This is a genomic window from Serratia plymuthica NBRC 102599, assembly GCF_001590925.1.
Classification (GTDB): domain Bacteria; phylum Pseudomonadota; class Gammaproteobacteria; order Enterobacterales; family Enterobacteriaceae; genus Serratia; species Serratia plymuthica.
The window spans coordinates 179602-205480 of record NZ_BCTU01000013.1 but is presented as its reverse complement, the minus strand read 5'-3'; the positions used below and the strand labels follow the sequence as shown (position 1 = coordinate 205480).

Annotated in this window: 20 protein-coding genes; 18 read left to right on the top strand and 2 right to left on the bottom strand. The window is 54.9% G+C overall.

The genetic code is table 11. From position 1 onward, the window contains the following. Positions 1–407: 407 nt before the first annotated feature. From serC to lpxK, 8 genes are all read left to right on the top strand, one after another. Positions 408–1493 (top strand): 3-phosphoserine/phosphohydroxythreonine transaminase, encoded by a 1086-nt coding sequence (gene serC / locus SPL01S_RS10405; protein WP_004942642.1) that lies wholly within the window; start codon positions 408–410, stop codon positions 1491–1493. A 114-nt stretch (positions 1494–1607) separates the two neighbouring features. Continuing rightward, positions 1608–2894, top strand: coding sequence for a 3-phosphoshikimate 1-carboxyvinyltransferase (gene aroA / locus SPL01S_RS10400; RefSeq protein WP_063199442.1), 1287 nt, complete (start codon positions 1608–1610; stop codon positions 2892–2894). Between the two features lie 275 nt (positions 2895–3169). Then, a complete protein-coding gene (cmk, locus tag SPL01S_RS10395; RefSeq protein WP_063199436.1) occupies positions 3170–3859 on the top strand; it encodes a (d)CMP kinase in 690 nt (229 codons plus the stop codon). A 181-nt stretch (positions 3860–4040) separates the two neighbouring features. Continuing rightward, entirely contained in the window at positions 4041–5714 is a 1674-nt protein-coding gene (gene rpsA, locus SPL01S_RS10390) for a 30S ribosomal protein S1 (protein WP_004942650.1), read from the top strand. Positions 5715–5776: 62 nt separating this feature from the next. After that, positions 5777–6061, top strand: a complete 285-nt coding sequence (ihfB, locus tag SPL01S_RS10385) for an integration host factor subunit beta (RefSeq protein ID WP_004942652.1) — start codon at positions 5777–5779, stop codon at positions 6059–6061. Positions 6062–6312: 251 nt separating this feature from the next. After that, positions 6313–8634, top strand: coding sequence for a ComEC family protein (locus tag SPL01S_RS10380; RefSeq protein ID WP_063199433.1), 2322 nt, complete (start codon positions 6313–6315; stop codon positions 8632–8634). A gap of 35 nt (positions 8635–8669) precedes the next feature. Next, the gene (gene msbA, locus SPL01S_RS10375) at positions 8670–10418 is read left to right on the top strand and encodes a lipid A ABC transporter ATP-binding protein/permease MsbA (protein ID WP_062870386.1); all 1749 of its coding nucleotides are present in this window, start codon (positions 8670–8672) and stop codon (positions 10416–10418) included. Beyond that, the gene (lpxK, locus tag SPL01S_RS10370) at positions 10418–11398 is read left to right on the top strand and encodes a tetraacyldisaccharide 4'-kinase (RefSeq protein WP_063199430.1); all 981 of its coding nucleotides are present in this window, start codon (positions 10418–10420) and stop codon (positions 11396–11398) included. Before msbA ends, lpxK begins: the two co-directional genes overlap by 1 nt. A 1-nt stretch (position 11399) precedes the next feature. Here lpxK and hglS read toward each other — a convergent pair whose 3' ends face one another. Further along, the gene (hglS, locus tag SPL01S_RS10365; RefSeq protein WP_063199427.1) at positions 11400–12806 is read right to left on the bottom strand and encodes a 2-oxoadipate dioxygenase/decarboxylase HglS; all 1407 of its coding nucleotides are present in this window, start codon (positions 12804–12806) and stop codon (positions 11400–11402) included. Positions 12807–13333: 527 nt separating this feature from the next. Between hglS and cspE the strand changes: the two genes are divergently transcribed. From cspE to SPL01S_RS10335, 6 genes are all read left to right on the top strand, one after another. Then, positions 13334–13543 (top strand): transcription antiterminator/RNA stability regulator CspE, encoded by a 210-nt coding sequence (gene cspE / locus SPL01S_RS10360; RefSeq protein WP_020826136.1) that lies wholly within the window; start codon positions 13334–13336, stop codon positions 13541–13543. Between the two features lie 220 nt (positions 13544–13763). After that, the gene (locus tag SPL01S_RS10355) at positions 13764–13985 is read left to right on the top strand and encodes a cold-shock protein (protein ID WP_006320799.1); all 222 of its coding nucleotides are present in this window, start codon (positions 13764–13766) and stop codon (positions 13983–13985) included. Positions 13986–14095: 110 nt separating this feature from the next. After that, positions 14096–15322, top strand: a complete 1227-nt coding sequence (locus SPL01S_RS10350; RefSeq protein WP_063199425.1) for a winged helix-turn-helix domain-containing protein — start codon at positions 14096–14098, stop codon at positions 15320–15322. Positions 15323–15608: 286 nt separating this feature from the next. Next, on the top strand, positions 15609–15791 hold the full coding sequence (locus SPL01S_RS10345; protein ID WP_004942667.1) for a Trm112 family protein: 183 nt from the start codon (positions 15609–15611) through the stop codon (positions 15789–15791). Then, positions 15788–16537 carry a 3-deoxy-manno-octulosonate cytidylyltransferase gene (gene kdsB / locus SPL01S_RS10340; RefSeq protein WP_062870390.1) on the top strand — a complete coding sequence of 250 codons (750 nt, stop codon included), beginning with the start codon at positions 15788–15790 and terminating at the stop codon, positions 16535–16537. The genes SPL01S_RS10345 and kdsB overlap by 4 nt, the downstream gene beginning before the upstream one ends. A 149-nt stretch (positions 16538–16686) precedes the next feature. Further along, positions 16687–17583, top strand: a complete 897-nt coding sequence (locus tag SPL01S_RS10335) for a YcbJ family phosphotransferase (RefSeq protein WP_004942685.1) — start codon at positions 16687–16689, stop codon at positions 17581–17583. Here SPL01S_RS10335 and elyC read toward each other — a convergent pair. Then, positions 17580–18353, bottom strand: a complete 774-nt coding sequence (gene elyC / locus SPL01S_RS10330) for an envelope biogenesis factor ElyC (protein WP_063199422.1) — start codon at positions 18351–18353, stop codon at positions 17580–17582. The two genes, SPL01S_RS10335 and elyC, sit on opposite strands and share 4 nt — an antisense overlap. A 151-nt stretch (positions 18354–18504) precedes the next feature. Here elyC and cmoM point away from each other — a divergent pair, with 151 nt between their 5' ends. The 4 genes from cmoM to mukB are packed head-to-tail and all read left to right on the top strand — an operon-like array spanning position 18505 to position 25763. Next, positions 18505–19290, top strand: coding sequence for a tRNA uridine 5-oxyacetic acid(34) methyltransferase CmoM (gene cmoM / locus SPL01S_RS10325; RefSeq protein ID WP_063199419.1), 786 nt, complete (start codon positions 18505–18507; stop codon positions 19288–19290). Further along, the gene (gene mukF, locus SPL01S_RS10320) at positions 19287–20609 is read left to right on the top strand and encodes a chromosome partition protein MukF (protein ID WP_013812305.1); all 1323 of its coding nucleotides are present in this window, start codon (positions 19287–19289) and stop codon (positions 20607–20609) included. Before cmoM ends, mukF begins: the two co-directional genes overlap by 4 nt. Then, positions 20590–21318, top strand: coding sequence for a chromosome partition protein MukE (gene mukE / locus SPL01S_RS10315; protein WP_006320785.1), 729 nt, complete (start codon positions 20590–20592; stop codon positions 21316–21318). The genes mukF and mukE overlap by 20 nt, the downstream gene beginning before the upstream one ends. Continuing rightward, positions 21315–25763: a chromosome partition protein MukB gene (gene mukB / locus SPL01S_RS10310; RefSeq protein ID WP_004942695.1), complete on the top strand. Its 4449-nt coding sequence runs from the start codon at positions 21315–21317 to the stop codon at positions 25761–25763. Before mukE ends, mukB begins: the two co-directional genes overlap by 4 nt. Positions 25764–25879: the final 116 nt, after the last annotated feature.

Below are 25879 nucleotides of genomic sequence, written 5' to 3'. Positions count from 1 at the left end.
GGGCGATGCTGTAGGCAATCGCGGGCCGAAGCGGTGAGGATTATGCCAGCAGCGCCTGTAGCCTGATTGCGCCTCTGGCGGATTCACAGCAACATATTTGCCCGCGTTGCGGCAATGGCCGGTGGATTGCAGCCTGGATCGAAGATCCGGGTTAGCTGAATACAGCATAAAACACCGCGTTAACCCACTGAATTCCCCGATGGCGCAGCGTTTTATCGCACAAAAAAACGCAGTGGCGACAGAGCCTGTTATTCCGTGCTGCGGTAGTTTGCTGCCTGCGGGCGAATAAGCATTGCAGCAGCGTTACGTGAGTGATAAAACCGATGGGTTGGTTAACTCGACGGTTAACTTTGGGCGTATTTCGGTTGGCCAGTCTCATTGGCGAATAGTGAATGTGGTGAGGGGAAATGACTCAGGTTTATAATTTTAGCTCTGGCCCGGCAATGCTGCCGGTTGAAGTATTGCGTCGTGCGGAACAGGAACTGTGCAACTGGCACGGTCTCGGCACCTCGGTGATGGAAATCAGCCATCGCAGTAAAGAGTTTATCGAAGTTGCCCAGCAATCCGAACAGGATCTGCGCGATCTGCTGAAGATCCCCTCCAACTACAAAGTGCTGTTCTGCCATGGCGGCGCCCGTGCACAGTTTGCCGCATTGCCGCTGAACCTGCTGGGTGATAAAACCACTGCGGACTATATCGATGGCGGCTACTGGGCGCACAGCGCCATCAAGGAAGCCGAGAAATACTGCACGCCAAATACCATTGATGTGAAAACCACCGTTGACGGTCTGCTCGGTATCAAACCGATGAAAGAGTGGCAGTTGAACGACGATGCGGCTTATGTGCACTATTGCCCGAATGAAACCATCGACGGCATCGCTATCGATGAGACGCCGGACTTTGGCGACAAAGTGGTGATCGGCGATTACTCCTCCACCATTTTGTCCGGCCCGCTGGATGTCAGCCGCTTTGGCGTGATTTACGCCGGCGCGCAGAAAAACATTGGGCCGGCAGGCCTGACGTTGGTGATCGTACGTGACGATCTGCTGGGTAAAGCTCGCCGCGAAGTGCCGTCGATTCTCGATTATACCGTGCTGGCCGAGAACGATTCCATGTTCAATACGCCGCCGACCTTCGCCTGGTATCTGTCTGGCCTGGTGTTCAAGTGGCTGAAAGAACAGGGTGGTCTGGTGGAGATGCACAAGCGCAATCAGGCCAAGGCCGAGTTGCTGTACGCAACCATCGATAATTCTGATTTCTACCGCAGCCGAGTAGCACACGCCAATCGGTCCTGGATGAACGTGCCGTTCCAGTTGGCTGACTCGGCGCTGGACAAAGTGTTCCTCAGCGAAGCGGAAGCTATCGGCCTGCAGGCGCTGAAAGGTCACCGGGTGGTTGGCGGCATGCGTGCTTCTATTTACAATGCCATGCCGCTGGCCGGTGTGCGGACATTAACCGACTTTATGATCGACTTCGAACGTCGTCACGGTTAAGCCTCGCTGCCTGCTTTGCGCGGGCAGCTTTCGCTGTTGTCCTTTTGCATTAAAGCGGCTCCGGCATTTTCCCGGGGCCGTTTCGTTTATCAGATTTTGGAGAGTTTTGTTCACATGGTGGATTCCCTGACGTTACAACCGGTCGCCTTGGTCAATGGCACCGTCAACTTACCCGGCTCCAAGAGCGTGTCCAACCGTGCTCTGCTGCTGGCTGCGCTGGCGGAGGGAACGACCACGTTGACTAACCTGCTGGACAGCGACGACGTGCGCCATATGCTGAATGCGCTGCAGGCGTTGGGCGTGAGTTATCAGCTGTCCGACGATCGCACCACTTGTATCGTCGAGGGTGTTGCCGGCCCGCTGGTGGCCCGCGAGCCGCTTGAGCTGTTCCTCGGCAATGCCGGTACCGCGATGCGCCCGCTGGCTGCGGCGTTGTGTCTGGGTAGCGGCGATGTGGTGTTGACCGGTGAACCACGCATGAAAGAGCGGCCGATTGGCCATCTGGTGGATGCTTTGCGCCAGGGCGGCGCGCAAATTGATTACCTGGAACAGACCGATTATCCGCCATTGCGCCTGCGCGGCGGTTTTCACGGCGGTGACGTGACCGTCGACGGCAGCGTTTCCAGCCAGTTCCTGACCGCGTTGCTGATGACTGCGCCACTGGCTGAGCAGGACACGAATATCCATATCAAGGGCGAACTGGTTTCTAAACCGTACATTGATATCACGTTGCATCTGATGCGTACCTTCGGCGTTGAAGTCAGCCACGACAACTACCGCGTGTTCCATATTCAAGGCCGCCAAACCTACCGCTCACCAGGGGATTACCTGGTAGAAGGCGATGCATCCTCCGCTTCTTATTTTCTGGCGGCGGCGGCGATTAAAGGCGGCACCGTACGCGTGACCGGCATCGGCAAGAAAAGCGTTCAGGGCGACACCAAATTTGCCGACGTGTTGGAGAAAATGGGCGCGCGCATTACCTGGGGCGATGACTTTATCGAATGCAGCCGCGGTGAGTTGCGCGGCATCGATATGGATATGAACCATATTCCGGACGCGGCGATGACCATTGCCACTGCAGCCCTGTTTGCCGAAGGGCCGACCACCATCCGCAATATCTATAATTGGCGGGTGAAAGAGACCGATCGCCTGGCCGCCATGGCGACTGAATTGCGCAAAGTAGGCGCTGAAGTGGATGAAGGTGAGGACTATATTCACGTGGTGCCGCCGGCGAAACTGAAGTTTGCCGATATCGGCACCTACAACGATCACCGTATGGCGATGTGCTTCTCGCTGGTGGCGCTGTCGGATACCCCGGTGACCATCCTCGATCCGAAATGCACCGCCAAAACTTTCCCGGACTATTTTGAGCAGTTGGCGCGCATCAGCCAATTGGCGTAACCGGTAGTCAGATGATTTCTTTTAAGGCCCTTAACCGGGCCTTTGTCGTTTTTAATGCCTGGTCGCCGAGGCTTCTTCTATACTTTTCTGCGGTTATGCGCTTATTTTCAACAACCAGACAGTTCCAGGGTAACAGTTCGTCTCTGGGCAGCGTATAATACGCCACCGTATCTGCCTCGATTGGGCAGGCGGCAGGGGCGTTCGTAATTATGCTTTCGCGTTGTGCTGACGGCAGGTTGCGTCCCTGTGAGGTTTTCTACCCGAAGGAGAGAGAAATGACGGCTACAGCCCCGGTGATAACCGTTGATGGACCAAGTGGCGCAGGCAAAGGCACTCTGTGTAAAGCGTTGGCCGAATCCCTTGGTTGGCGTTTGCTGGATTCCGGCGCGATTTACCGCGTGCTGGCGTTGGCGGCACTGCATCATCAGGTCGATATCACCTCTGAGGAGGCGCTGGTTCCGCTGGCCGCACATCTCGACGTCCGCTTTGTTGCCCAGGCAGGCAAACTGCAGGTCATTTTGGAAGGTGAGGATGTCAGTAATGAAATCCGCACTGAAACTGTCGGTAATACCGCCTCGCAGGCAGCGGCTTTTCCGCGTGTGCGCGAAGCTTTGCTGCGCCGCCAGCGCGCGTTCCGCGAAGCTCCCGGTTTGATTGCCGATGGCCGTGATATGGGTACGGTGGTGTTCCCCGATGCACCGGTAAAGATTTTCCTGGATGCCAGTTCGGAGGAGCGTGCGCACCGCCGCATGCTACAGTTGCAGGAAAAGGGCTTTAATGTTAACTTTGAACGTCTTTTAGCCGAGATAAAGGAACGGGATGACCGTGACCGCAATCGGCCTATCGCGCCACTGGTGCCGGCTTCCGACGCCCTCGTGCTGGATTCTACCAGTATGTCGATCGACGAAGTCATCCAGCGCGCGCTGACTTATGCACATGAAGTGTTAGCGTTGCCGCAGCAATAAACTGCAGCGACGTTATTGCTTTTTGTCATATTTGTCATAGCGGTATCGAACTATATCGGGTAAAATTTTACCCCTGTAACCTAAACCCTGTCGGCATGGAGCCAATGGCGGGGTATGTGAAACAACCCCATTCGGCGGGATGCTAAATGGACGTTAAACTATAGAACCCTGAAGATTAAACATGACTGAATCTTTCGCTCAACTCTTTGAAGAATCCCTGAAAACAATCGAAACCCGTCCGGGTTCCATCGTTCGTGGCGTTGTAGTTGCTATCGACAAAGACGTAGTACTGGTTGACGCCGGTCTGAAATCTGAGTCTGCCATCCCGGCTGAGCAATTCAAAAACGCACAGGGCGAGCTGGAAATCCAGGTAGGCGACGAAGTTGACGTTGCGCTGGACGCTGTTGAAGATGGCTTCGGTGAAACTCTGCTGTCCCGTGAGAAAGCTAAGCGTCACGAAGCTTGGATCACGCTGGAAAAAGCTTACGAAGAAGCTGAAACTGTCGTCGGTGTTATCAACGGCAAAGTTAAGGGTGGCTTCACTGTAGAGCTGAATGGTATTCGTGCGTTCCTGCCAGGTTCCCTGGTTGACGTGCGTCCAGTACGCGACACTCTGCACCTGGAAGGCAAAGAGCTTGAGTTCAAAGTCATCAAGCTGGACCAGAAACGCAACAACGTTGTAGTTTCTCGCCGTGCGGTTATCGAATCCGAAAACAGCGCAGAACGCGATCAACTGCTGGAAAACCTGCAGGAAGGCATGGAAGTTAAAGGTATCGTTAAGAACCTCACTGACTACGGTGCATTCGTTGATCTGGGCGGCGTAGACGGCCTGCTGCACATCACTGATATGGCTTGGAAACGCGTTAAGCATCCAAGCGAAATCGTCAACGTTGGCGACGAAATCACTGTTAAAGTGCTGAAGTTCGACCGCGAGCGTACTCGTGTTTCCCTGGGCCTGAAACAACTGGGCGAAGATCCATGGGTTGCTATCGCGAAACGTTACCCAGAAGGCACCAAGCTGACTGGTCGTGTAACCAACCTGACTGATTACGGCTGCTTCGTAGAAATCGAAGAAGGCGTTGAAGGTCTGGTACACGTTTCTGAAATGGATTGGACCAACAAAAACATCCATCCGTCCAAAGTTGTTAACGTGGGCGATGTAGTGGAAGTTATGGTTCTGGACATCGATGAAGAGCGTCGTCGTATTTCTCTGGGCCTGAAGCAGTGCAAATCTAACCCATGGCAGCTGTTCGCAGAAACCCACAACAAGGGCGACCGCGTTGAAGGTAAAATCAAGTCTATCACTGACTTCGGTATCTTCATCGGCCTGGACGGCGGCATCGACGGCCTGGTTCACCTGTCTGACATCTCCTGGAACGTTGCAGGCGAAGAAGCAGTACGTGAATACAAGAAAGGCGACGAAATCGCAGCGGTTGTTCTGCAAGTTGACGCAGAGCGCGAGCGTATCTCTCTGGGCGTGAAGCAACTGGCTGAAGACCCGTTCAATAACTACCTGTCTATGAACAAGAAAGGTACTATTGTTACTGGTAAAGTCACTGCAGTTGACGCCAAAGGTGCTACAGTTGAATTAGCAGGCGGCGTAGAAGGTTACCTGCGTGCATCTGAAGCCTCTCGCGACCGCATTGAAGATGCAACTCTGGTTCTGAATGTAGGCGACGACGTTGAAGCTAAATTCACCGGCGTTGACCGTAAGAACCGTGTAGTAAGCCTGTCCGTACGTGCTAAGGACGAAGCTGACGAGAAAGACGCTATCGCAACTGTTAACAACAAGCAGGAAGAAAGCAACTTCTCTAACGCAATGGCTGAAGCTTTCAAAGCGGCTAAAGGCGAGTAATGACGGGGGGCGGTTTCTGACCGCCCCGATACGGTAGTTTAGCTGCAAAGCTTGGAGGACTCATGACCAAGTCTGAACTTATTGAAAGACTTGCTGGCCAGCAATCTCATGTACCGGCGAAAGCCGTTGAGGATGCAGTGAAAGAGATGTTAGAACACATGGCTGCAACGTTAGCCGATGGTGAACGCATCGAGATCCGCGGATTCGGCAGTTTTTCTCTTCACTACCGTGCTCCGCGCGTTGGTCGCAACCCGAAAACTGGCGACAAAGTTGAGTTGGACGGCAAGTACGTTCCTCACTTCAAGCCAGGTAAAGAGCTGCGTGACCGCGCCAATATCTATGGTTAATCACTGATTATCCATAGAGTTGTTGCTTGTAAAGAATATAAAACGGTGCCTCAGGGCGCCGTTTTTTTTGCCTGCCGCTCAGCTGTTTTCTGATTTCTCAGCCTTCCGTTCTGACTTTTTTGCGCGCTGCGCCGCAGCTTAGCATCAATAAATGAAACCATTATCGTTAACCTGCAGCCTGTGCCGCGAGCCGTCGCATTGCAGCTGGCGGCTGCCTGAGTATGGGGGAACAATCCTGTCCATGGGGTGCGATGTGCAATAGTTGCACGTCCTTCTGTCGGACGGGAGAAAGGTCGATCAAAACTTCGCTGGATCTGGCGGTTATCGCCGTTGTCTGCGGCATTCTGCCGTTACTGGTGCTACCGCAATTACCCGATGCGTTAACAACTTTGTTGGTTGTTTTACCCGCTAGCTTGATGCTGCGTTTCCGTTGGGCGGGCTGTCAATTTATTGGTTGGGGAGCATTGGGATTTCTGTGGGCGACCTTCAATGCCGGTAATCTGGTGGCGCAAGTCGAACAACTGAGCCGCGGGCCGGAGGTGACCGCCGTGGTACAAGTTGCCGGTGTTACTTTGGTGCCCGCTGCGAGCAAACAAACGCTGATGCGTATCGAACAGGTTGACGGGCGCTGGCTAACGCCATCAATTGCCTTTACCACCGTTTGGCAGCCGGAAGAGCCGCAACTCTGTGCTGGGCAGCGTTGGGAACTCCGGCTGCGTCTGAGAGCGATGCACGGAAAACTGAACGAGGGGGGCTTCGATAGCCAGCGTTGGGCGATGGCGCAACGTCAGCCACTGACTGCGCAGGTGAAGCGCGCCAGGCTGTTGGAGGGGAGTTGCAACTGGCGGCAGCGTATTATCAGCCATGCCGAGAGCAACATGGGTGACCTGCGATATAAATCGGTATTGCTGGCTTTAGCGTTTGGCGAAAGAACCTCGCTAGACCCTGAGTTACGCACTCTGATGCTGAAAACCGGCATTGCGCATCTGATGGCGATTTCAGGCCTGCACGTGGCTATGGCGGCCATATTGATTTGGCTGGCGCTACGGGCGGTTCAGTTCTTGTTGCCTGCACACCTGATCGGCTACCGCTTCCCCTTGTTAGCCAGTTGGTTTGGTACCTTGGCGTATGTCTGGTTGGCTGGCGCACAACCCCCGGCGGTGCGTACTGCCTTGGCGTTGACGCTGTGGATGTTGCTGCGCCTACGCGGTATTCACTGCACTTCCTGGCAGGTATGGCTGTGGTGCGTGGGGTTAATTCTGGTCTGCGATCCGCTGGCGGTACTGTCAGACAGTTTCTGGTTATCGGTACTGGCGGTGGCCTGCCTGATCTTTTGGTTCGAATGGATGCCGTTAAGTGCACGTTTCCGCTCTGCCTGGTACTGGGGACCGGTGCGTTGGCTGCACATTCAGTTTGGTATCACGTTGTTGCTGGTGCCGATGCAGGCCGCTTTGTTTCTCGGCCTGACGTTGACCTCTATGCCAGCGAATCTGTGGGCGGTACCTGTGGTTTCTCTGGTGACGGTTCCTTTGATTTTGATCGCGGTAATTTGTGGCGCTTTACCGCTATTGAGCGGCGGATTCTGGTGGCTGGCCGATTTGACACTGCTATGGGTGTTTACGCCGCTGCATTATTTGCAGCGTGGATGGATCGATCTGGGCGCAGCCTCGCTGTTGGTCAGCGCAGCGGGTTGGCTGCTGGTTATCTACTGGCGTTTTCACTGGTGGTTATGCTATACGGCAGGCTTGGCCGCTGTGGCGATATGTTGCGTGCTGTGGCGGGAAAAAGAACCCTCATATCGTTGGCGGGTCGACATGCTGGACGTCGGGCATGGCCTGGCGGTAGTGATAGAAAGAAACGGAAAGGGGATACTGTTCGATACCGGTGATCGCTGGGCGACGGGCAGTGCTGCGGAACGTCATATTTTGCCAATGCTAAACTGGCGGGGTATCGATCTGGAGCAAATTATCATCAGCCACGATCACCTTGATCATACCGGGGGCCTGGAAGAGGTAAGGCAAGCATTTCCTCTGGCCACGGTACGCAGCCCGATACTTGACCCGTTTCATTTACCCTGCGTGGCCGGCGAAAGCTGGCGGTGGCAATCGCTGCAATTTCAGGTGTTATGGCCGCCGAAAGCGCTAAAGCGACCGGTCAATGACGATTCTTGCGTGATCCGCGTTGATGATGGCCAATATAGCCTGTTGCTGACCGGCGACGTGGAAAAGCAAGCGGAAGCGCAGTTGCTCAGATTACAACGCGATCGGCTGGCATCCACAGTGCTTCAGGTTCCACATCACGGTAGCAGGACGTCCTCGACGCCGCCGTTTCTGCGTGCGGTAGCGCCGGAGGTGGCTTTGGCGTCCGCATCTCGTTACAACAAATGGCGATTACCTGCCGTTAAAGTTATCGCCAGATATCTGGCAAATGGCATCATATGGCGCGATACTTCGCGGTCAGGTCAGATATCCGTGCTTTTTTTCGACAACGATTGGCAAATTAAAGGCTTTCGTGAACAATTAATGCCCCGTTGGTACCATCAGCGGTTTGGCGTAGAGGGTGATAATGAGTAAAATAGGCCGCTATTTCTTCCGATGCTGGTATTTGCATGATGAATGATAAAGATCTCTCCACTTGGCAGACTTTCCGTCGCCTCTGGCCGATGATCACTCCTTTTAAGACCGGGTTGATTGTGGCCGCCATTGCGTTAGTGCTTAACGCGGCCAGCGATGCCTTTATGTTGTCCTTGCTTAAACCTTTATTGGATGATGGTTTTGGGAAAACCGAGAGCAGCATTTTGCTTTGGATGCCGTTGGCCGTCATTGGCTTGATGGTGGTACGTGGCCTGACGGGCTTCGTTTCCAGCTATTGTATCTCATGGGTGTCCGGTATGGTGGTGATGCATATGCGCCGCCGGCTGTTTGGCCATATGATGAGAATGCCGGTATCCTTCTTCGATCAGCAGTCAACCGGCACGCTGTTGTCGCGTATCACCTATGACTCTGAGCAAGTGGCCTCATCCTCTTCCAGCGCATTGGTCACCGTGGTGCGTGAAGGCGCGTCGATAATTGCGTTGTTCAGCATGATGTTCTACTACAGCTGGCAGTTATCGGTGATTCTGATTGTGCTGGCACCGATCGTGTCTATCGCAATTCGCATTGTTTCCAAACGCTTCCGTAGTATCAGTAAAAGCATGCAGAACACCATGGGGCAGGTCACCACCAGTGCCGAGCAGATGCTGAAAGGTCACAAGGAAGTGCTTATTTTTGGCGGCCAACAGGTGGAAACCGAGCGCTTCAACTCGGTCAGCAACCGCATGCGCCAGCAGGGCATGAAGCTGGTTTCAGCATCTTCAATCTCTGACCCGATTATTCAGTTGATTGCTTCGTTAGCGCTGGCGTTTGTACTGTACGCTGCGAGTTTCCCTAGTGTGATGGCAACCCTGACCGCCGGTACCATTACTGTGGTGTTCTCGTCGATGATCGCCTTAATGCGTCCACTGAAATCGCTGACCAACGTCAATGCCCAGTTCCAGCGCGGGATGGCTGCTTGCCAAACGTTGTTCTCGATTTTGGATATGGAGCAGGAAAAAGATACCGGCACCCGCGAAGTGGCGCGTGCTAAAGGCGATATCGAATTCCGTAACGTGACTTTTTATTATCCAGGGAAAGAAACGCCGGCACTGCGTGATATCAATCTGAGCATTTCAGAAGGCAGAACCGTAGCATTGGTGGGCCGTTCGGGATCGGGCAAATCGACTATTGCCAACCTGCTGACCCGTTTCTATGACGTTCAGGAAGGCGAAATCCTGATGGACGGGCATGACCTGCGCGAGTATACCTTGGCGTCATTGCGCGATCAGGTCGCTCTGGTATCGCAAAACGTGCATTTGTTTAACGACACCATCGCTAACAATATCGCTTACGCTCGTGAAGATCGTTACAGCCGGGAAGAAATCGAGAAGGCTGCGCGAATGGCTTATGCCATGGATTTCATTGAGAAAATGGAGAATGGTCTGGATACGGTGATTGGCGAGAACGGCGTGATGTTGTCCGGTGGCCAGCGTCAGCGTATCGCTATCGCGCGCGCACTGTTGCGCGATTGCCCGATTCTGATCCTTGATGAAGCAACTTCAGCGCTGGATACGGAATCAGAACGCGCCATTCAGGCAGCGCTGGACGAACTGCAGAAAAACCGCACCTCGCTGGTGATCGCGCACCGCTTGTCGACCATTGAAAAAGCCGATGAAATCCTGGTGGTGGAAGATGGACGCATCGTTGAACGCGGTGAGCATGCGGCGCTAATCGAACGGCGCGGGGTCTACGCACAGCTTCACCGCATGCAGTTCGGCCAATAATGATCGAGCGCATTTGGTCGGGCAGCTCATTGGTATACCTGCTGTTGTTGCCCTTGTCCTGGCTGTACGGTCTGGTCAGCAGTTTGATTCGGCTGAGTTATCGCTGTGGCCTGCGTAAAAGCTGGCGTGCACCTGTGCCGGTGGTGGTGGTGGGAAACCTTACCGCCGGCGGCAACGGTAAAACGCCAACGGTGATCTGGCTGGTGGAGCAATTGCAACAGCGCGGATACCGGGTGGGTGTGGTATCACGCGGTTATGGTGGCAAAGCGGCATCTTATCCGTTGGTATTGGATGAACACACTACGACCCAGCAGGCGGGCGATGAGCCGGTATTGATTTATCAACGCACCGGTGCGCCTGTAGCCATTTCGCCAAAGCGTGCGGAAGCGGTGCAGGCACTGCTGCAACAGCAGAAACTCGATGTTGTCATCACAGATGACGGTTTGCAGCATTACGCGTTGCAACGTGATTTTGAACTGGTGGTGATCGACGGCGTGCGCCGTTTTGGCAATGGCTGGTGGTTACCGGCGGGACCGATGCGTGAACGCGCGTCGCGCCTGAACAGCGTGAATGCGCGGATTGCCAACGGCGGCGTGGCTCAGACGGGTGAAATTGCCATGCGGTTGCAAGCGCGTGAGGCGGTCAATATCGCCAGCGGTGCGCGTCGGCCGGCGGCTGAGTTGCCGCACGTGGTAGCAATGGCCGGGATTGGCCATCCGCCACGCTTTTTCGCCACGCTGGAAAAGCTTGGCGTGGATGTCGAGAAAGAAGTCGCGTTCGCCGATCATCAGGAGTACCAGCATGCTCAACTGGCGGCGTTGGCGTCATCTGAGCAAACGCTGCTGATGACTGAAAAAGATGCGGTCAAATGCCGCATTTTTGCCCAGCCCAACTGGTGGTATTTACCGGTAGATGCGGTTCTTCCCCCCGATCAGGCTGAGTCGTTGCTGCAAAGTATCGAAGCGCTGCTGACTAAATAACTCAAACGGCCAGCGCGTTAAGCCCCAGAGCTTGCGCGCAGGCGTTTATCGAACGCTGTTGCGTTTGTTGGTACAGCGCCAATTCATCTATCACCTCTGCCCCCAGAGCCTGCTCGAAAGCGGCGCGGCTCGATGCTGCATTGTACTGAGCATGCCGGTTGTCACCCAGATTAGACTGGAAAATGCCCGCTGCGCTGACCGGTAAGAAGTCTTCATACACCAAAGGCTGAAAGCGAATATGTTCCTGAGCTATCAGTTGCTCCAGCGTAGTGTGTTTATCCAGCGAGTCTTTGGCCGCCAGGCCGCACTCGGTAGGGAAATAGCGGAACCATGCCAGTTGCTGCTCACGCAAGGTTGCATAATCATCTGGAAACGCCTGGAAGTTTTCCGCCAGTAACTGATTGTACCGCTCGGCGTTCTTTTCACTTGGCGGTGCCTGCAGCGCATCATTGGTGGCTTGCAACAGGCGATCATACAAAGCCCGGCCTTTCGGGGTCAGTGCTACGCCACGTTGCTCTATTTCGCCAAAACGCGCGGTATGGTGTCCGTCCACGCTGCTGCCGTCATGTTCGACAAAGGCTACGCTTTCTTCCAGCGCTTTAAAGCTGGTTTGGCGTAGCAAAATTGGCCGACGGCGAGGCGGCGGGCCTTCGATAACGGCTTTAGGCGTGATTCCCCGGCCAGGCATCGCTTGCTGGACGAGGTCGATATTCAGCGTGCGTGGCGTCAAATGGTTGATGTGCGGGCCTTTGAACGCCACTACGTCGGCAATCAGACGGTGCTGATCGTGCAATTGTTGATATTCGGCTGCACTGACGGTCGCCCGGTTGTGCCAACGAAAAGTTTCCAGCGCCTGTTCGATAAATTCACTGGCCTGGCTGTCATCCAACCCGCCCTGAACTTCCTGCAAGACGATCAACTCCAGCACGCGTTCAGTAAAGATGCGGCGGCGGGCCAGCAGTTGCTGGGCCAACTGACGTAACCCCGGGTTTTCAATCAGCTCTAACCGTAATAATGAGGTGAAAACCCGGAATGGGCTGATCTGCAGCGCATCTTCATGTACTGCGCGAAATGCAGTGGAATGAACCGGAACTCCTGCCACGGCCAGGTCGTAATACCCGACCGGTGACATGCCCATGACGTTAAACAGCCGTCGCAGAGTAGCCAGCTCATCCGCCGTACCTACCCGGATTGCCCCGTGGCGTTCCATGGCCAGTCTTTCGATTTCACCGGTAATTTGTAATTGATGAGCCAATGCGGCATCTTCGCGCAGGACCTGTCGGTTGGTTTCCGCAACCAGTTCGAGCAAATCGCCATAGAGAGGCACCTCTTTTTGGTACATATCTGACATGGCGTGGGAGAACCTGGAGCGGATTTCATTCGGTGAGACGAACTGCTGGGCGGTCATGCGCATAGCTCCTTTATTCGGGATAATCTGAAAAATAGTATTTTTTGCGGTAAAAGTGCTGGCTGAAAGGCCATCCGCCTTGTTTTCACCCCAAGTTTAGCTATCTCGGTTGGGTTTTGTTATAGCTTGGACAAGCATATTGGATTTTTATGCGTTAGCTCTCATTTGCAATGGTCCTGGCGGAAATGACGGCCTTCCGGAAGGCAATGCTTCTGAGCGGAAACGGCAAAAATAAATTAATTAATCTATGCATAATCATGGACATAAAAACAAATTTGGCGGAGCTATAAAAATATGCCAATAAATTGCTTGTGTAAAATCTAGATTTATGAGTAAATGCTTGTCGGCCTGTGATACAGACCTATTTATGTTCGAGTTTAGATTTAAGCAGTTCCTCCAAAAACGTTATCATCTGATTCCGCTTCAAAGACGAACCTTCTAAGTACCTCCCATAAGTAATGTTCCTAAAAACGGCCTAAATTGCCTTATGGCAGGTTTTGTATATATATTTAAAAGGTAAATGTGTAATGTCTAAGAAAACGGGTCAGGTTAAATGGTTCAACGAAAGCAAAGGTTTTGGTTTCATTGAGCAAAACGACGGTGGTAAAGATGTATTCGTACATTTCTCTGCAATCGCGACCGACGGTTTCAAAACTCTGGCTGAAGGCCAGCGTGTTGAGTATACCATCCAGGACAGCCCGCGCGGGCCGGCTGCCGCCAACGTTGTTGCTCTGTAACTAAACAGGCAATGACGTAAAGAGATCTTAATACAACCATGATGAGGCGTTAATGCCGATTCATTGCGGAAGATATTAAGTTCAACAAGCCCGCGTAATGCGGGTTTTTAATTTTTTGCTCACGAGAGGTTTGTTACGAAAAACTTTAGGATGGGCTGGTAGCGTCCAACAATAATAAAAATAACGTTGTTAAGGATGCTCAAGTAAAAGGATATAAGTTATGTTTAAAAATACTGTGTTACAAATGGGCCGTGTGAAATGGTTTGATCAAGCTGCAGGCTATGGTTTTATTTCACCGGTAGATGGTAGCGACGAAATCTATGTTAGCCGTCGTTCTATCGCCAATACTAAAAATAAATCGTTAAACGAAGGTCAGAACGTTGAGTTCTCGATCTATCGCAGCTCCCACGGGCTGTCAGCGGCAGACGTCATCGCGTTCTGACCCACCCCTTCCTCGCCAGTGCCGGTGCCGCCACCCCCAAGCACTGGCGAAGAAAAATCTTCTGATATCCACTATTATCGAGCAATCGCTTAACGACTTTGGATGTCAGGATGCTTACCCCGGTTATTTCTCTTGCCGCCGCCCGCGCGCTTCATCTTGCCGCACAAGGGCTATTATCCCCGATTAAACGCAAAGCCAAACCCGACGATGTGGTTACCGCCATTCAACGTATGGGATTACTGCAAATAGATACCATCAGCGTTGTCGCACGCAGCCCCTATCTGGTGTTGTTCAGCCGCCTGGGCGATTATCAGCCGGAATGGCTGGAACAGGCGCTGGCCAGTCGTCAGCTGTTCGAATATTGGGCGCACGAAGCCTGTTTTTTACCCATTGAAGATTTTGGTCTGTTGCGTCATCGCATGCTGCAACCGCAGGGTATGGGCTGGAAATATTCTGAAGAGTGGGTGAAAAAGCATCAGGGGGCAATGGACGATCTGTTGTTGCATATCGAAGCCAGCGGGCCGGTGCGTTCGGCAGATTTTAATGCCGAAAAAAGAGGGAACAGCGGTTGGTGGGACTGGAAGCCGGAAAAGCGCCACCTCGAAATCTTGTTCACCGCCGGTAAATTGATGGTGGCCGAACGGCGTAATTTTCATCGTGTTTACGATCTGACAGAAAGGTTACTGCCGCACTGGGATGATAAGCGTCATGCGTTACCTGCGGACCATGCGCAGCAGGAAATGCTTGGCAGGGCTTGCCGTTACCTGGGGATTTTCAGGGCTGAATGGTTGGCGGATTACTACCGTCTGAAGCGGGTTACGCCGAAAGTACTGCTGGCATCGCTACAGCAACGGGGCGAAATAATGCCGGTGGTCGTTGATGGGCTGGACGGCGATTTTTACGTGCATCATTCACTGGTGCAAGAACTGCAGTTGGCAGAGCTGGGGGCGCTAAAATCCAGTGTGACCACCTTGCTTTCTCCGTTTGACCCTGTGGTTTGGGATCGCCGACGTGCGTTGGAGCTGTTCGATTTTGATTACCGGCTGGAGTGTTATACGCCGAAGGAAAAGCGACAGTACGGCTACTTTACCCTGCCGGTGTTGCAACGGGGCGAGTTGATTGGCCGCATTGATGCCAAAATGCATCGGCGACAGGGCATTTTCGAAATTATCAGTTTCCACCCGCAGGCCAAAGTTCGGTTTGGCAAACAACGTGCGCAAGATCTTCGGCAGGCAATTACGCGCAGTGCAAAATGGCACGGGGCAAAACAGGTGACGCTGGGGGATATTCCGGCACAGTTGGCCGTCGAATGGGGTGAAGGGTGGGAAGTGGAATAACGAGCGGCGTCGTCAGCGTGGGTAAAACGAATTTTCAGCGCCGCCCGTTACAATCAGATCTATGCCTTAGTTGCTGAAATTGGCAAACAGGGCGATGATTTTGTGAATACGTTTGATCATGGAAAATGTCTTTTTTGTGACTTGTATCACAAAATTCTACGCCTGCATCGCAGTCAATTCAATCCCCCGCGTCAGATTAAAAGGCAGCGGTAAAACAGCGGTGATTAACCTGGCACATAGCGTTATGCTATTCTCACGCACTTTAGATCTCCACTCAGGAGGAAGCATGGACCACCGTTTACTCGAAATCGTTGCCTGCCCGGTTTGCAACGGTAAGCTCTATTTCAATAAAGAAAACCAGGAACTGGTCTGCAAAGTGGACGGCCTCGCCTATCCGCTGCGTGATGGCATTCCCGTACTGCTGGAAAACGAAGCGCGTTCGCTGTCATTGGATGAGAAACACGCATGAGTTTTATCGCTATTATTCCAGCCCGTTACGCATCAACCCGTTTGCCGGGCAAGCCGTTGGCCGATATTCACGGTAAGCCAATGGTGGTGCACGTAATGGAACGTGCACGTGAGTCCGGCGCCAGCCGCGTTATCGTAGCGACCGATCACCCCGAAGTGGCCAAAGCGGTAAAAGCCGCCGGTGGCGAAGTGTGCATGACCAGCCCGCATCACCATTCCGGCACCGAACGCCTGGCGGAAGTGATCGAGCATTATGGTTTTGCCGATGACGAGATCATCGTTAACGTGCAGGGTGACGAACCGATGATCCCGCCGGTGATCGTACGCCAGGTGGCAGAAAATCTGGCAGCCAGCCAGGCCGGCATGGCCACTCTTGCGGTACCGATCGACAGCGCGGAAGAAGCCTTTAACCCCAATGCCGTCAAAGTAGTGATGGATGCACAGGGTTATGCGCTCTATTTTTCACGCGCGACTATTCCCTGGGATCGAGAACGTTTTGCTCAATCCAAAGAAAGTATTGGCGACAGCTTGCTGCGCCACATCGGCATTTACGCCTATCGTGCCGGTTTTGTACGCCGTTATGTCAGCTGGGCACCAAGCCAACTGGAGCAAATTGAGCTGCTGGAGCAGCTGCGGGTGCTGTGGTACGGTGAAAAAATCCATGTGGGGGTTGCTAAAGCCATTCCAACCGTGGGTGTCGATACGCCGGAAGATCTGCAGCGCGTGCGCGACAGCATCAAGGGCTAAGCATTAAAAGCCGGCACGTCGCCTGGCGTGTCGGCGGTACAATTTCCCGTATTCTTTATCCCCATTTTGTTGATCTGCGTTGAGGATTTTTTTTGCTCACCGTTCGATGATGTCAGCGTCTCCTCTTTTTCTCTTGAGGTTATTTCCTTATGGAGCAGTTACGCGCCGAACTGAGCATTGTGCTGGGCGAATCCATCAGTCGACTGGAACGCGTTAGCGAACAACCTTATGCACACATGTACTCGTTGTATGACCAACAGGGTCACGCGATCCCGCTGATGGCAAAAAGCTTTGTCTGTCAGGGCATAGCCCAGCAGGAAGCTTATAAGTTGTCGATGCTGGCGCGTGAAGGGGATATCCGCCTGCCGACGGTGTATGGCGTGGTCTATACCCATCAGGCGCCCTATAAAGAGATCCTGTTGATCGAGCGTCTGCGGGGGGTGTCGGTGGAGGCGCCGACGCGAACGCCGGACCGTTGGAATATGCTGATGGAACAGATCGTCGATGGCGTATTGGCTTGGCACCGTATCGACAGCCACGGCTGCGTCGGCACGGTTGACAGCACGCAGGAAAACGACTGGTTTTGTTGGTATCAGCAGCGGGTCGAGGTGCTGTGGTCGACGCTCGGGAATCTCAACTCGCCGCAGTTGACGATGGCCGATCGCCGCTTGTTGTATCGCACGCGGGAGGCGCTGACCCATTTTTTTGTCGGTTTCGACGATCCTTGTGTGCTGGTGCACGGCAACCTGTCATTGCGCAGCATGCTGAAAGACGCCAAAAGCGACCAACTGCTGGCGATGCTCAACCCTGGGATGATGCTGTGGGCACCGCGTGAATATGAGCTGTTCAGGCTGTGCGAGGCCGGGATGCCCAGCCAACTGATGTTTTATTATTTGCAGCGGGCACCGGTATCGGAGTCGTTCCTGGTGCGACGTTGGCTGTATGGCGTATGGGAAGCGGCAGGGCGGTTAATTCACACCGGCAAGCTGGATAGGCAGCTGTTTGACCATGCGTCGAAACAGCTGCTGCCCTGGCTTGCAGGCTAGTCGGCAGAGGCCTCATCGGCCCCTTTGAGCGATTGCCACAGGCTGCCCAAAGTTTCATACCAGGCACGTTCGCTGTGGCCAAGGAACATGGCTGAGGGGACTACGCGATCCCAAATATTTAACCTGGAGCTGATGGCCAACTGATTGGCCGGCGCCGGAATAGGGTGCAGCCCCTTGGCTTCAAAAAAGCGCATCGCCCGCGGCAAATGGTTGGCTGAGGTCACCAGTATAAACGGTTGCTGGCCGACCAGCTTCGACACCTGTAACGCCTCTTGCTCGGTATCCATCGGGCGATCCAACAACACCATATCGCTACGCGGCACTCCCAGGCTTTCTGCTACCCGCGCCGCAGTTGCAGCGTTGCTCAAGGTATTGGCGCCGCCGGCACCGGTGAACACCATCTTGCTGCCCGGATGCGCGAGATATAAGCGCACGCCCTCCGTCACTCGTGGCAGGCTGTTACCTATCAGGTTGGAGCTGGGAGCCCAATCCGGGTTAAAGGTATAGCCGCCACCCAGCACCACGATATAATTCACCGGGTCATTGCCACGATAGGTTACATATTCAGATTCTATCGGTCGCAACAGCCGGTCGGCCACCGGCTGCAGGCTGAAAAGCAGTAAAAACAGCCAGCTCAGTGATAAAATTACTTTGCCGCTTTTTTGCCAGCGGGTGAACCATAGCAGCAACAGCGCCAGCCCCATCAACAGCAGCAGCGCAGGTAATGGCATTAAAATGGCGCCAATGAACTTTTTCAGGTTGAACAGCATCAAAAATCAGGTCCTTTTGGGCGAAAAAACGACATCCGGGCACAATCAGGCCGCAAGAAGATTCATTCTAAGCCAGTCTGTGCCAAAATAGCAGGTTTGAATGGGCTGGCGCTTTGCCCCCATCAGGATAAGATCAGCGGAGCCGTTGTCCATGCAGGATCGCAATTTTGACGATATTGCTGAAAAGTTTGCGCGTAATATTTACGGCACCACCAAAGGGAAGATCCGTCAGGCGGTAGTCTGGCAGGACCTGACCACGCTGCTGGCCCAGTTGCCGCAGCGGCCGCTGCGCATTCTGGATGCCGGCGGCGGCGAAGGCCACATGGCCTGCCAACTGGCAGAATTAGGACATCAGGTGTTGTTGTGCGATCTTTCTGGTGAGATGATCCAACGCGCTGCGCAACTGGCCGAACAGAAAGGTGTGAGCCAGAACATGCAATTCATACAAAGTTCAGCGCAGGATATTGGTCAGCACTTGGAACAGCCGGTTGATCTGATATTGTTCCACGCGGTGCTTGAATGGATTGCTGAACCTGAGGCGGCGTTGCAGGCATTGTTCAACTGCCTGCTACCCGGCGGCGCACTGTCATTGATGTTCTTTAATGCCAACGGCCTCTTGATGCGCAACGTGGTGTTGGGTAATTTCCAACTGGTGAATCCAGAGGTCAGAAGGCGCAGAAAGCGCTCTTTGTCGCCGCAATATCCGCACAACCCGCCGCAGGTTTATGGCTGGCTGGAGCAAATGGGCATGCGCATCAGCGGGAAAACCGGCGTGCGGGTGTTCCACGATTATCTGCAGAGCAGGCAGCTACAGACGCAAAAATTTGAAGAGTTACTGGCGCTTGAACAGCACTATTGCCGGCAGGAGCCGTACGTGAGTTTGGGGCGCTATATTCACGTCATGGCGCATAAACCAAACCTGAAGGACGAACTATGAGTGAATTTTCCCAGACAGTACCCGAACTGGTCGCCTGGGCACGGAAAAATGATTTCTCTATTTCGCTCCCTACGGAGCGTCTCGCGTTTTTGCTCGCTATCGCCACCCTTAACGGCGAGCGACTGGACGGCGAGATGAGCGAAGGTGAGCTGGTTGATGCATTTCGCCATGTCAGCAAGGGTTTCGAACAGACGCATGAAACGGTGGCGGTCCGCGCCAACAATGCGATTAACGACATGGTGCGCCAGCGCCTGTTAAACCGCTTTACCAGCGAACTGGCAGACGGCAATGCGATTTACCGTCTGACCCCGTTGGGCATCGGTATCACCGATTACTATATCCGTCAGCGCGAATTCTCTACGCTGCGCCTGTCGATGCAGCTGTCGATCGTGGCGGAAGAGCTAAAGCGCGCCGCCGACGCCGCCGAAGAGGGCGGAGATGATTTCCATTGGCACCGCAACGTGTTTGCACCGCTGAAATATTCGGTGGCGGAAATCTTCGACAGTATCGACATGACCCAACGGCTGATGGATGAGCAACAGCAGGGCGTGAAGGAAGATATCGCCGCACTGCTGAATCAGGATTGGCGCGCGGCGATCTCCAGCTGTGAGATGCTGTTGTCCGAGACTTCCGGCACGCTGCGCGAGCTGCAAGATACGCTGGAGGCGGCGGGCGACAAGCTGCAGGCCAACCTGTTGCGCATTCAGGATGCGACGCTGGGCGGGATGGAACTGGGTTTCGTCGACAAACTGGTGTTCGATCTGCAAAGCAAGCTCGATCGCATTATCAGCTGGGGCCAGCAGGCGATTGACCTGTGGATCGGTTACGACCGTCACGTGCATAAATTTATCCGTACCGCGATCGACATGGATAAGAACCGCGTGTTCGCCCAACGCCTGCGCCAATCGGTGCAAAACTATTTCGACAATCCATGGACGCTGACCCACGCCAACGCCGACCGCTTGCTGGATATGCGTGACGAAGAGCTGGCGCTGCGCAGCGAGGAAGTGACTGGGGAACTGCCGCCGGATCTGGAGTTCGAAGAGTTCAGCGAGATCCGCGAACAACTGGCGGCAATGATCGAACAGGCGCTGAAGATTTATCAGGAACAACAGATGCCGCTCAATTTAGGGGCGGTAATGCGCGATTATCTGGCGCAATATCCGCGTGCGCGTCATTTCGACGTAGCACGTTTAGTGGTCGACCAGGCTGTGCGCCTTGGTGTGGCTGAAGCAGATTTTTCAGGGTTGCCGGCGCAATGGCAGGCAATCAATGATTACGGAGCCAAGGTCCAGGCCCATGTCATCGACAAATATTGAACAAGTAATGCCAGTCAAGCTGGCCAAGGCATTGTCTAACGCGCTGTTCCCGGCGCTCGACAGCCAACTGCGTGCGGGTCGTCACATCGGTATCGATGAGCTGGACAACCATGCCTTCTTAATGGATTTCCAGGATGAACTGGAAGAGTTTTACACCCGCTACAGCGTGGAACTGATCCGTGCACCGGAAGGGTTTTTCTACCTGCGCCCGCGTTCCACTACCCTGATCCCGCGTTCGGTATTGTCCGAGCTGGACATGATGGTAGGTAAAATCCTGTGCTATCTCTATCTCAGCCCAGAGCGTCTGGCGCATGAGGGGATTTTCAGCCATCAGGAGCTGTATGACGAGTTGCTGAGCCTGGCGGATGAGACCAAATTGCTGAAGTTCGTTAACCAGCGTTCCACAGGCTCGGATCTCGATCGTCAGAAACTGCACGAAAAAGTGCGCACCTCGCTGAACCGCCTGCGTCGTCTGGGCATGGTCTATTTCATGGGCAATGACAGCAGCAAGTTCCGCATCACCGAAGCCGTGTTCCGCTTTGGCGCCGACGTGCGCAGCGGTGACGATCCGCGTGAAGCGCAACTGCGCATGATTCGTGACGGTGAGGCGATGCCGGTTGAAAACAGTCTGTCGCTGAATGACGAGAGCGAAGCTGAAGACCAGCAGGTTGATAACACTCCGGACAGTGCAGAGGATGAACAGGAATGATTGAACGCGGTAAATTTCGCTCGCTGACGCTGGTTAACTGGAACGGCTTCTTTGCTCGTACCTTTGATCTGGATGAGCTGGTGACCACGCTGTCCGGCGGTAACGGGGCCGGGAAATCCACCACTATGGCGGCTTTCGTCACCGCGCTAATCCCCGATTTGACGCTGCTGCACTTTCGTAATACCACCGAAGCCGGCGCCACCAGCGGTTCACGCGACAAAGGCTTGCACGGCAAGCTGCGCGCCGGGGTCTGCTACTCTACTCTCGACGTGATCAACTCGCGCCATCAGCGCGTGGTGGTTGGCGTGCGTTTGCAGCAGGTAGCCGGTCGCGACCGTAAGGTGGACATCAAGCCGTTCACCATTCAGGGGCTACCGACAGCGGTGCAGCCTACTGAACTGCTGACCCAAACGGTAGGCGAGCGCCAGGCGCGCGTACTGACGCTGCAGGAACTGAAAGAGCGTGTCGAAGAGATGGAAGGCGTGCAGTTCAAGCAGTTCAACTCCATCACCGATTACCACGCGTTAATGTTCGATCTGGGCGTGCTGCCGAAACGCCTGCGTTCGTCCGCCGATCGCAGCAAGTTTTACCGCCTGATCGAGGCCTCGCTGTACGGCGGGATCTCCAGCGCCATCACCCGGTCGCTGCGCGATTATCTGTTGCCGGAAAACAGCGGCGTGCGCAAGGCGTTCCAGGATATGGAAGCGGCACTGCGTGAAAACCGCATGACGCTGGAAGCGATCCGCGTCACTCAGTCGGACCGTGACCTGTTCAAGCACCTGATTTCCGAAGCCACGTCCTACGTGGCGGCAGACTACATGCGCCATGCCAACGAACGGCGCATTCATCTGGACGGCGCGCTGGCGCTGCGCAGCGATCTGCTGGGCAGCCGTAAACAGCTGGCCGCCGAGCAGTATCGCCACGTGGAAATGGCGCGTGAGTTGGCAGAGCAGAGCGGCGCGGAATCCGATTTGGAAACCGACTACCAGGCCGCCAGCGATCACCTGAATCTGGTGCAGACGGCGATGCGTCAGCAGGAAAAGATCGAGCGTTATGAAGGCGATCTGGAAGAGCTGACCTACCGCCTGGAAGAACAGAACGAAGTGGTTGCCGAGGCCAGTGAGCAGCAGGCCGAAAACGAAGCGCGCGCCGAGGCGGCCGAACTGGAAGTGGATGAACTGAAAAGCCAGCTCGCCGACTACCAGCAGGCGCTCGACGTGCAGCAGACCCGTGCCATTCAGTATCAGCAGGCGTTGCAGGCATTGGAGCGCGCTCGTTCCCTGTGCCAACTGCCAGAACTGACCGCTGAAAATGCCGAACAGTGGCTGGATACTTTCCAGGCGCGTGAGCAGGAAGCGACGGAAGCGTTGCTGATGCTCGAGCAGAAACTGAGCGTGGCCGACGCCGCGCACGGTCAGTTTGAACAAGCTTATCAGCTGGTGGGTAAAATCGCCGGCCAGGTCAGCCGCAGTGAAGCCTGGCAATGCGCGCGCGAATTGTTGCGCGATTGGCCTTCGCAGCAGCACCTTGCCGAACGCGTGCAGCCGCTGCGCATGCGCCTGAGCGAACTGGAACAACGTCTGCGCTCCCAACAAGATGCCGAGCGTCTGCTGCAGGAGTTCTGCAAGCGCCACGGTCAGGAGTATCAGCCGGACGATCTCGATGCGCTGTTGCAAGAGTTGGAAGAACGTCTGGAGTCACTGTCGCAGAGCGTCAGCGACGCCGGCGAGCGCCGAATGGAAATGCGTCAGGAACTGGAGCAGATCCAGCAGCGTATCCGCGAGCTGACCGCCCGCGCGCCCGTCTGGTTGGCGGCACAGGACTCCCTGAGCCAGCTTAGCGAGCAGAGCGGTGAAGAACTGGAAAGCAGCCAGCAGGTGACCGAGTTCATGCAGCAACTGCTGGAGCGTGAACGTGAAACCACCGTTGAGCGCGACGAAGTGGCTGCCCGCAAGCGTGAAGTTGAAGCGCAAATCGAACGCCTTAGCCAGCCTGGCGGTGCCGAAGATCAGCGTCTGGTGACGTTGGCCGAACGTTTTGGCGGTGTGCTGCTCTCTGAAATCTACGACGATGTCACCATCGACGATGCGCCTTACTTCTCGGCGCTGTACGGCCCATCGCGCCACGCGATCGTGGTGCCGGATCTGTCGCTGGTGCGCGAGATGCTGGAAGGTCTCGAAGATTGCCCGGAAGATCTCTATCTGATCGAAGGGGATCCGCAGTCTTTCGATGACAGCGTGTTCGCCGTCGAAGAGCAGGACAGGGCGGTATTGGTGAAAACCGCCGATCGTCAGTGGCGTTATTCGCGTTACCCGGAAGTGCCGCTGTTTGGCCGCGCCGCGCGTGAAAACCGTCTGGAAGTGCTGCATGCCGAGCGTGAAACTCTGGCTGAGCGCTACGCGACGCTGTCATTCGACGTGCAAAAGACCCAGCGTTCGCATCAGGCTTTCAGTCGCTTTATCGGCTCCCATCTGGCGGTGGCGTTTGATGCCGACCCGGAAGCGGAAATCCGTGGCCTCAATTCCCGTCGCGGTGAAATCGAGCGTGCGCTGAACAACCATGAAGCGCAAAACCAGCAGCAGCGGCAGCAGTACGATCAGGCGAAAGAGGGCATCTCGGCGCTCAACCGCCTGATGCCATTGGTGTCACTGCTGAATGACGATACCCTGCAGGACCGGGTGGAAGAGATCCGCGAAGAGCTTGAAGAGGCGCAGGATGCTGCGCGCCATATTCAGCAACACGGCGTTTCCCTGACCAAGCTGGAACCCTTGTTGTCGGTGTTGCAAAGCGATCCGCAGCAGCATGAACAGCTGCAGCAGGATTACACCCAGGCGCAGAGCGTACAGCGCCAGGCCAAGCAGCAGGCGTTTGCTTTGATCGAAGTGGTGCAGCGTCGTGCGCACTTTGGTTATACCGACTCGGCCGGCATGCAGAACGCCAACAACGATCTTAACGACAAGCTGCGCCAGCGTCTGGAGCATGCGGAAGCGGAACGTACCCGCGCCCGTGAGCAACTGCGTCAGTATCAAACCCAATTTACCCAGTACAGCCAGGTACTGGCATCGCTGAAAAGCTCCTATGACGCCAAGCGCGATATGCTGAAAGAGCTGAGCCAGGAACTGGTGGACATTGGCGTGCAGGCGGATGCCAACGCCGAAGCGCGTGCACGAGCGCGTCGTGACGAGTTGCATGCGGCGCTGAGTACCAACCGTGCGCGCCGTAACCAGCTGGAAAAACAGCTGACCTTCTGCGAAGCGGAAATGGACAGCCTGCAGAAGAAACTGCGCAAGCTGGAGCGCGACTATTACCAACTGCGTGAGCAGGTGGTGACCGCCAAGGCGGGTTGGTGTGCGGTTATGCGCATGGTGAAAGACAACGGCGTTGAACGCCGTCTGCACCGTCGCGAACTGGCTTATATGGACGGTGACGAGCTGCGCTCGATGTCGGATAAGGCGCTTGGTGCGTTGCGTCTGGCTGTGTCGGATAACGAACATCTGCGCGACGTTCTGCGCTTGTCGGAAGATCCAAAACGCCCGGAACGCAAGATTCAGTTCTATATCGCGGTGTATCAGCATCTGCGCGAGCGTATCCGCCAGGATATCATTCGTACCGATGACCCGGTTGAGGCCATCGAACAGATGGAAATCGAGCTGGGTCGCCTGACCGAAGAACTGACCGCGCGTGAGCAGAAGCTGGCGATCAGTTCCAAGAGCGTGGCGAATATCATCCGCAAAACCATCCAGCGTGAACAGAACCGCATCCGCATGCTCAACCAGGGTCTGCAGGCGGTGTCTTTCGGCCAGGTGAAGAGCGTGCGGCTGAACGTCAACGTGCGCGAAGCGCATGCGACGCTGCTGGACGTGCTGGCCGAGCAGAGGGAGCAGCATCAGGATCTGTTCAACAGCAACCGTCTGACCTTCTCTGAAGCTCTGGCCAAGCTGTATCAGCGCCTGAACCCGCAGATTGATATGGGGCAACGCACGCCGCAGACTATCGGCGAAGAGCTGCTGGATTACCGTAACTATCTGGAGCTGGAAGTGGAAGTGTTCCGCGGCTCTGACGGTTGGCTGCGTGCCGAGAGCGGCGCGTTGTCTACCGGGGAAGCGATAGGGACCGGGATGTCGATTCTGGTGATGGTGGTGCAGAGCTGGGAAGAGGAGTCACGCCGCCTGCGTGGCAAGGATATCTCACCTTGCCGCTTGCTGTTCCTCGATGAAGCGGCGCGACTGGACGCCAAGTCCATCGCAACGCTGTTCGAGCTGTGCGATCGTCTGGAAATGCAGCTGATTATCGCTGCGCCGGAAAACATCAGCCCGGAAAAAGGCACCACTTATAAGCTGGTGCGTAAGGTGTTCCAGAACCATGAGCACGTGCATGTAGTGGGGCTGCGCGGTTTCGCCAATGAGCTGCCTGCACCGGGCACTGCTGCGGTAGAAACGCCGTAAAACGCAAAAAAGTCCGCTAATAATCTGAAAATAGCCGCCCTGGGGTGGCTATTTTTTTGTGTGCATGGATGATAGTCCTGCTTTTTTATCCGCTAAAAACCGGGTAGCTTAATGGC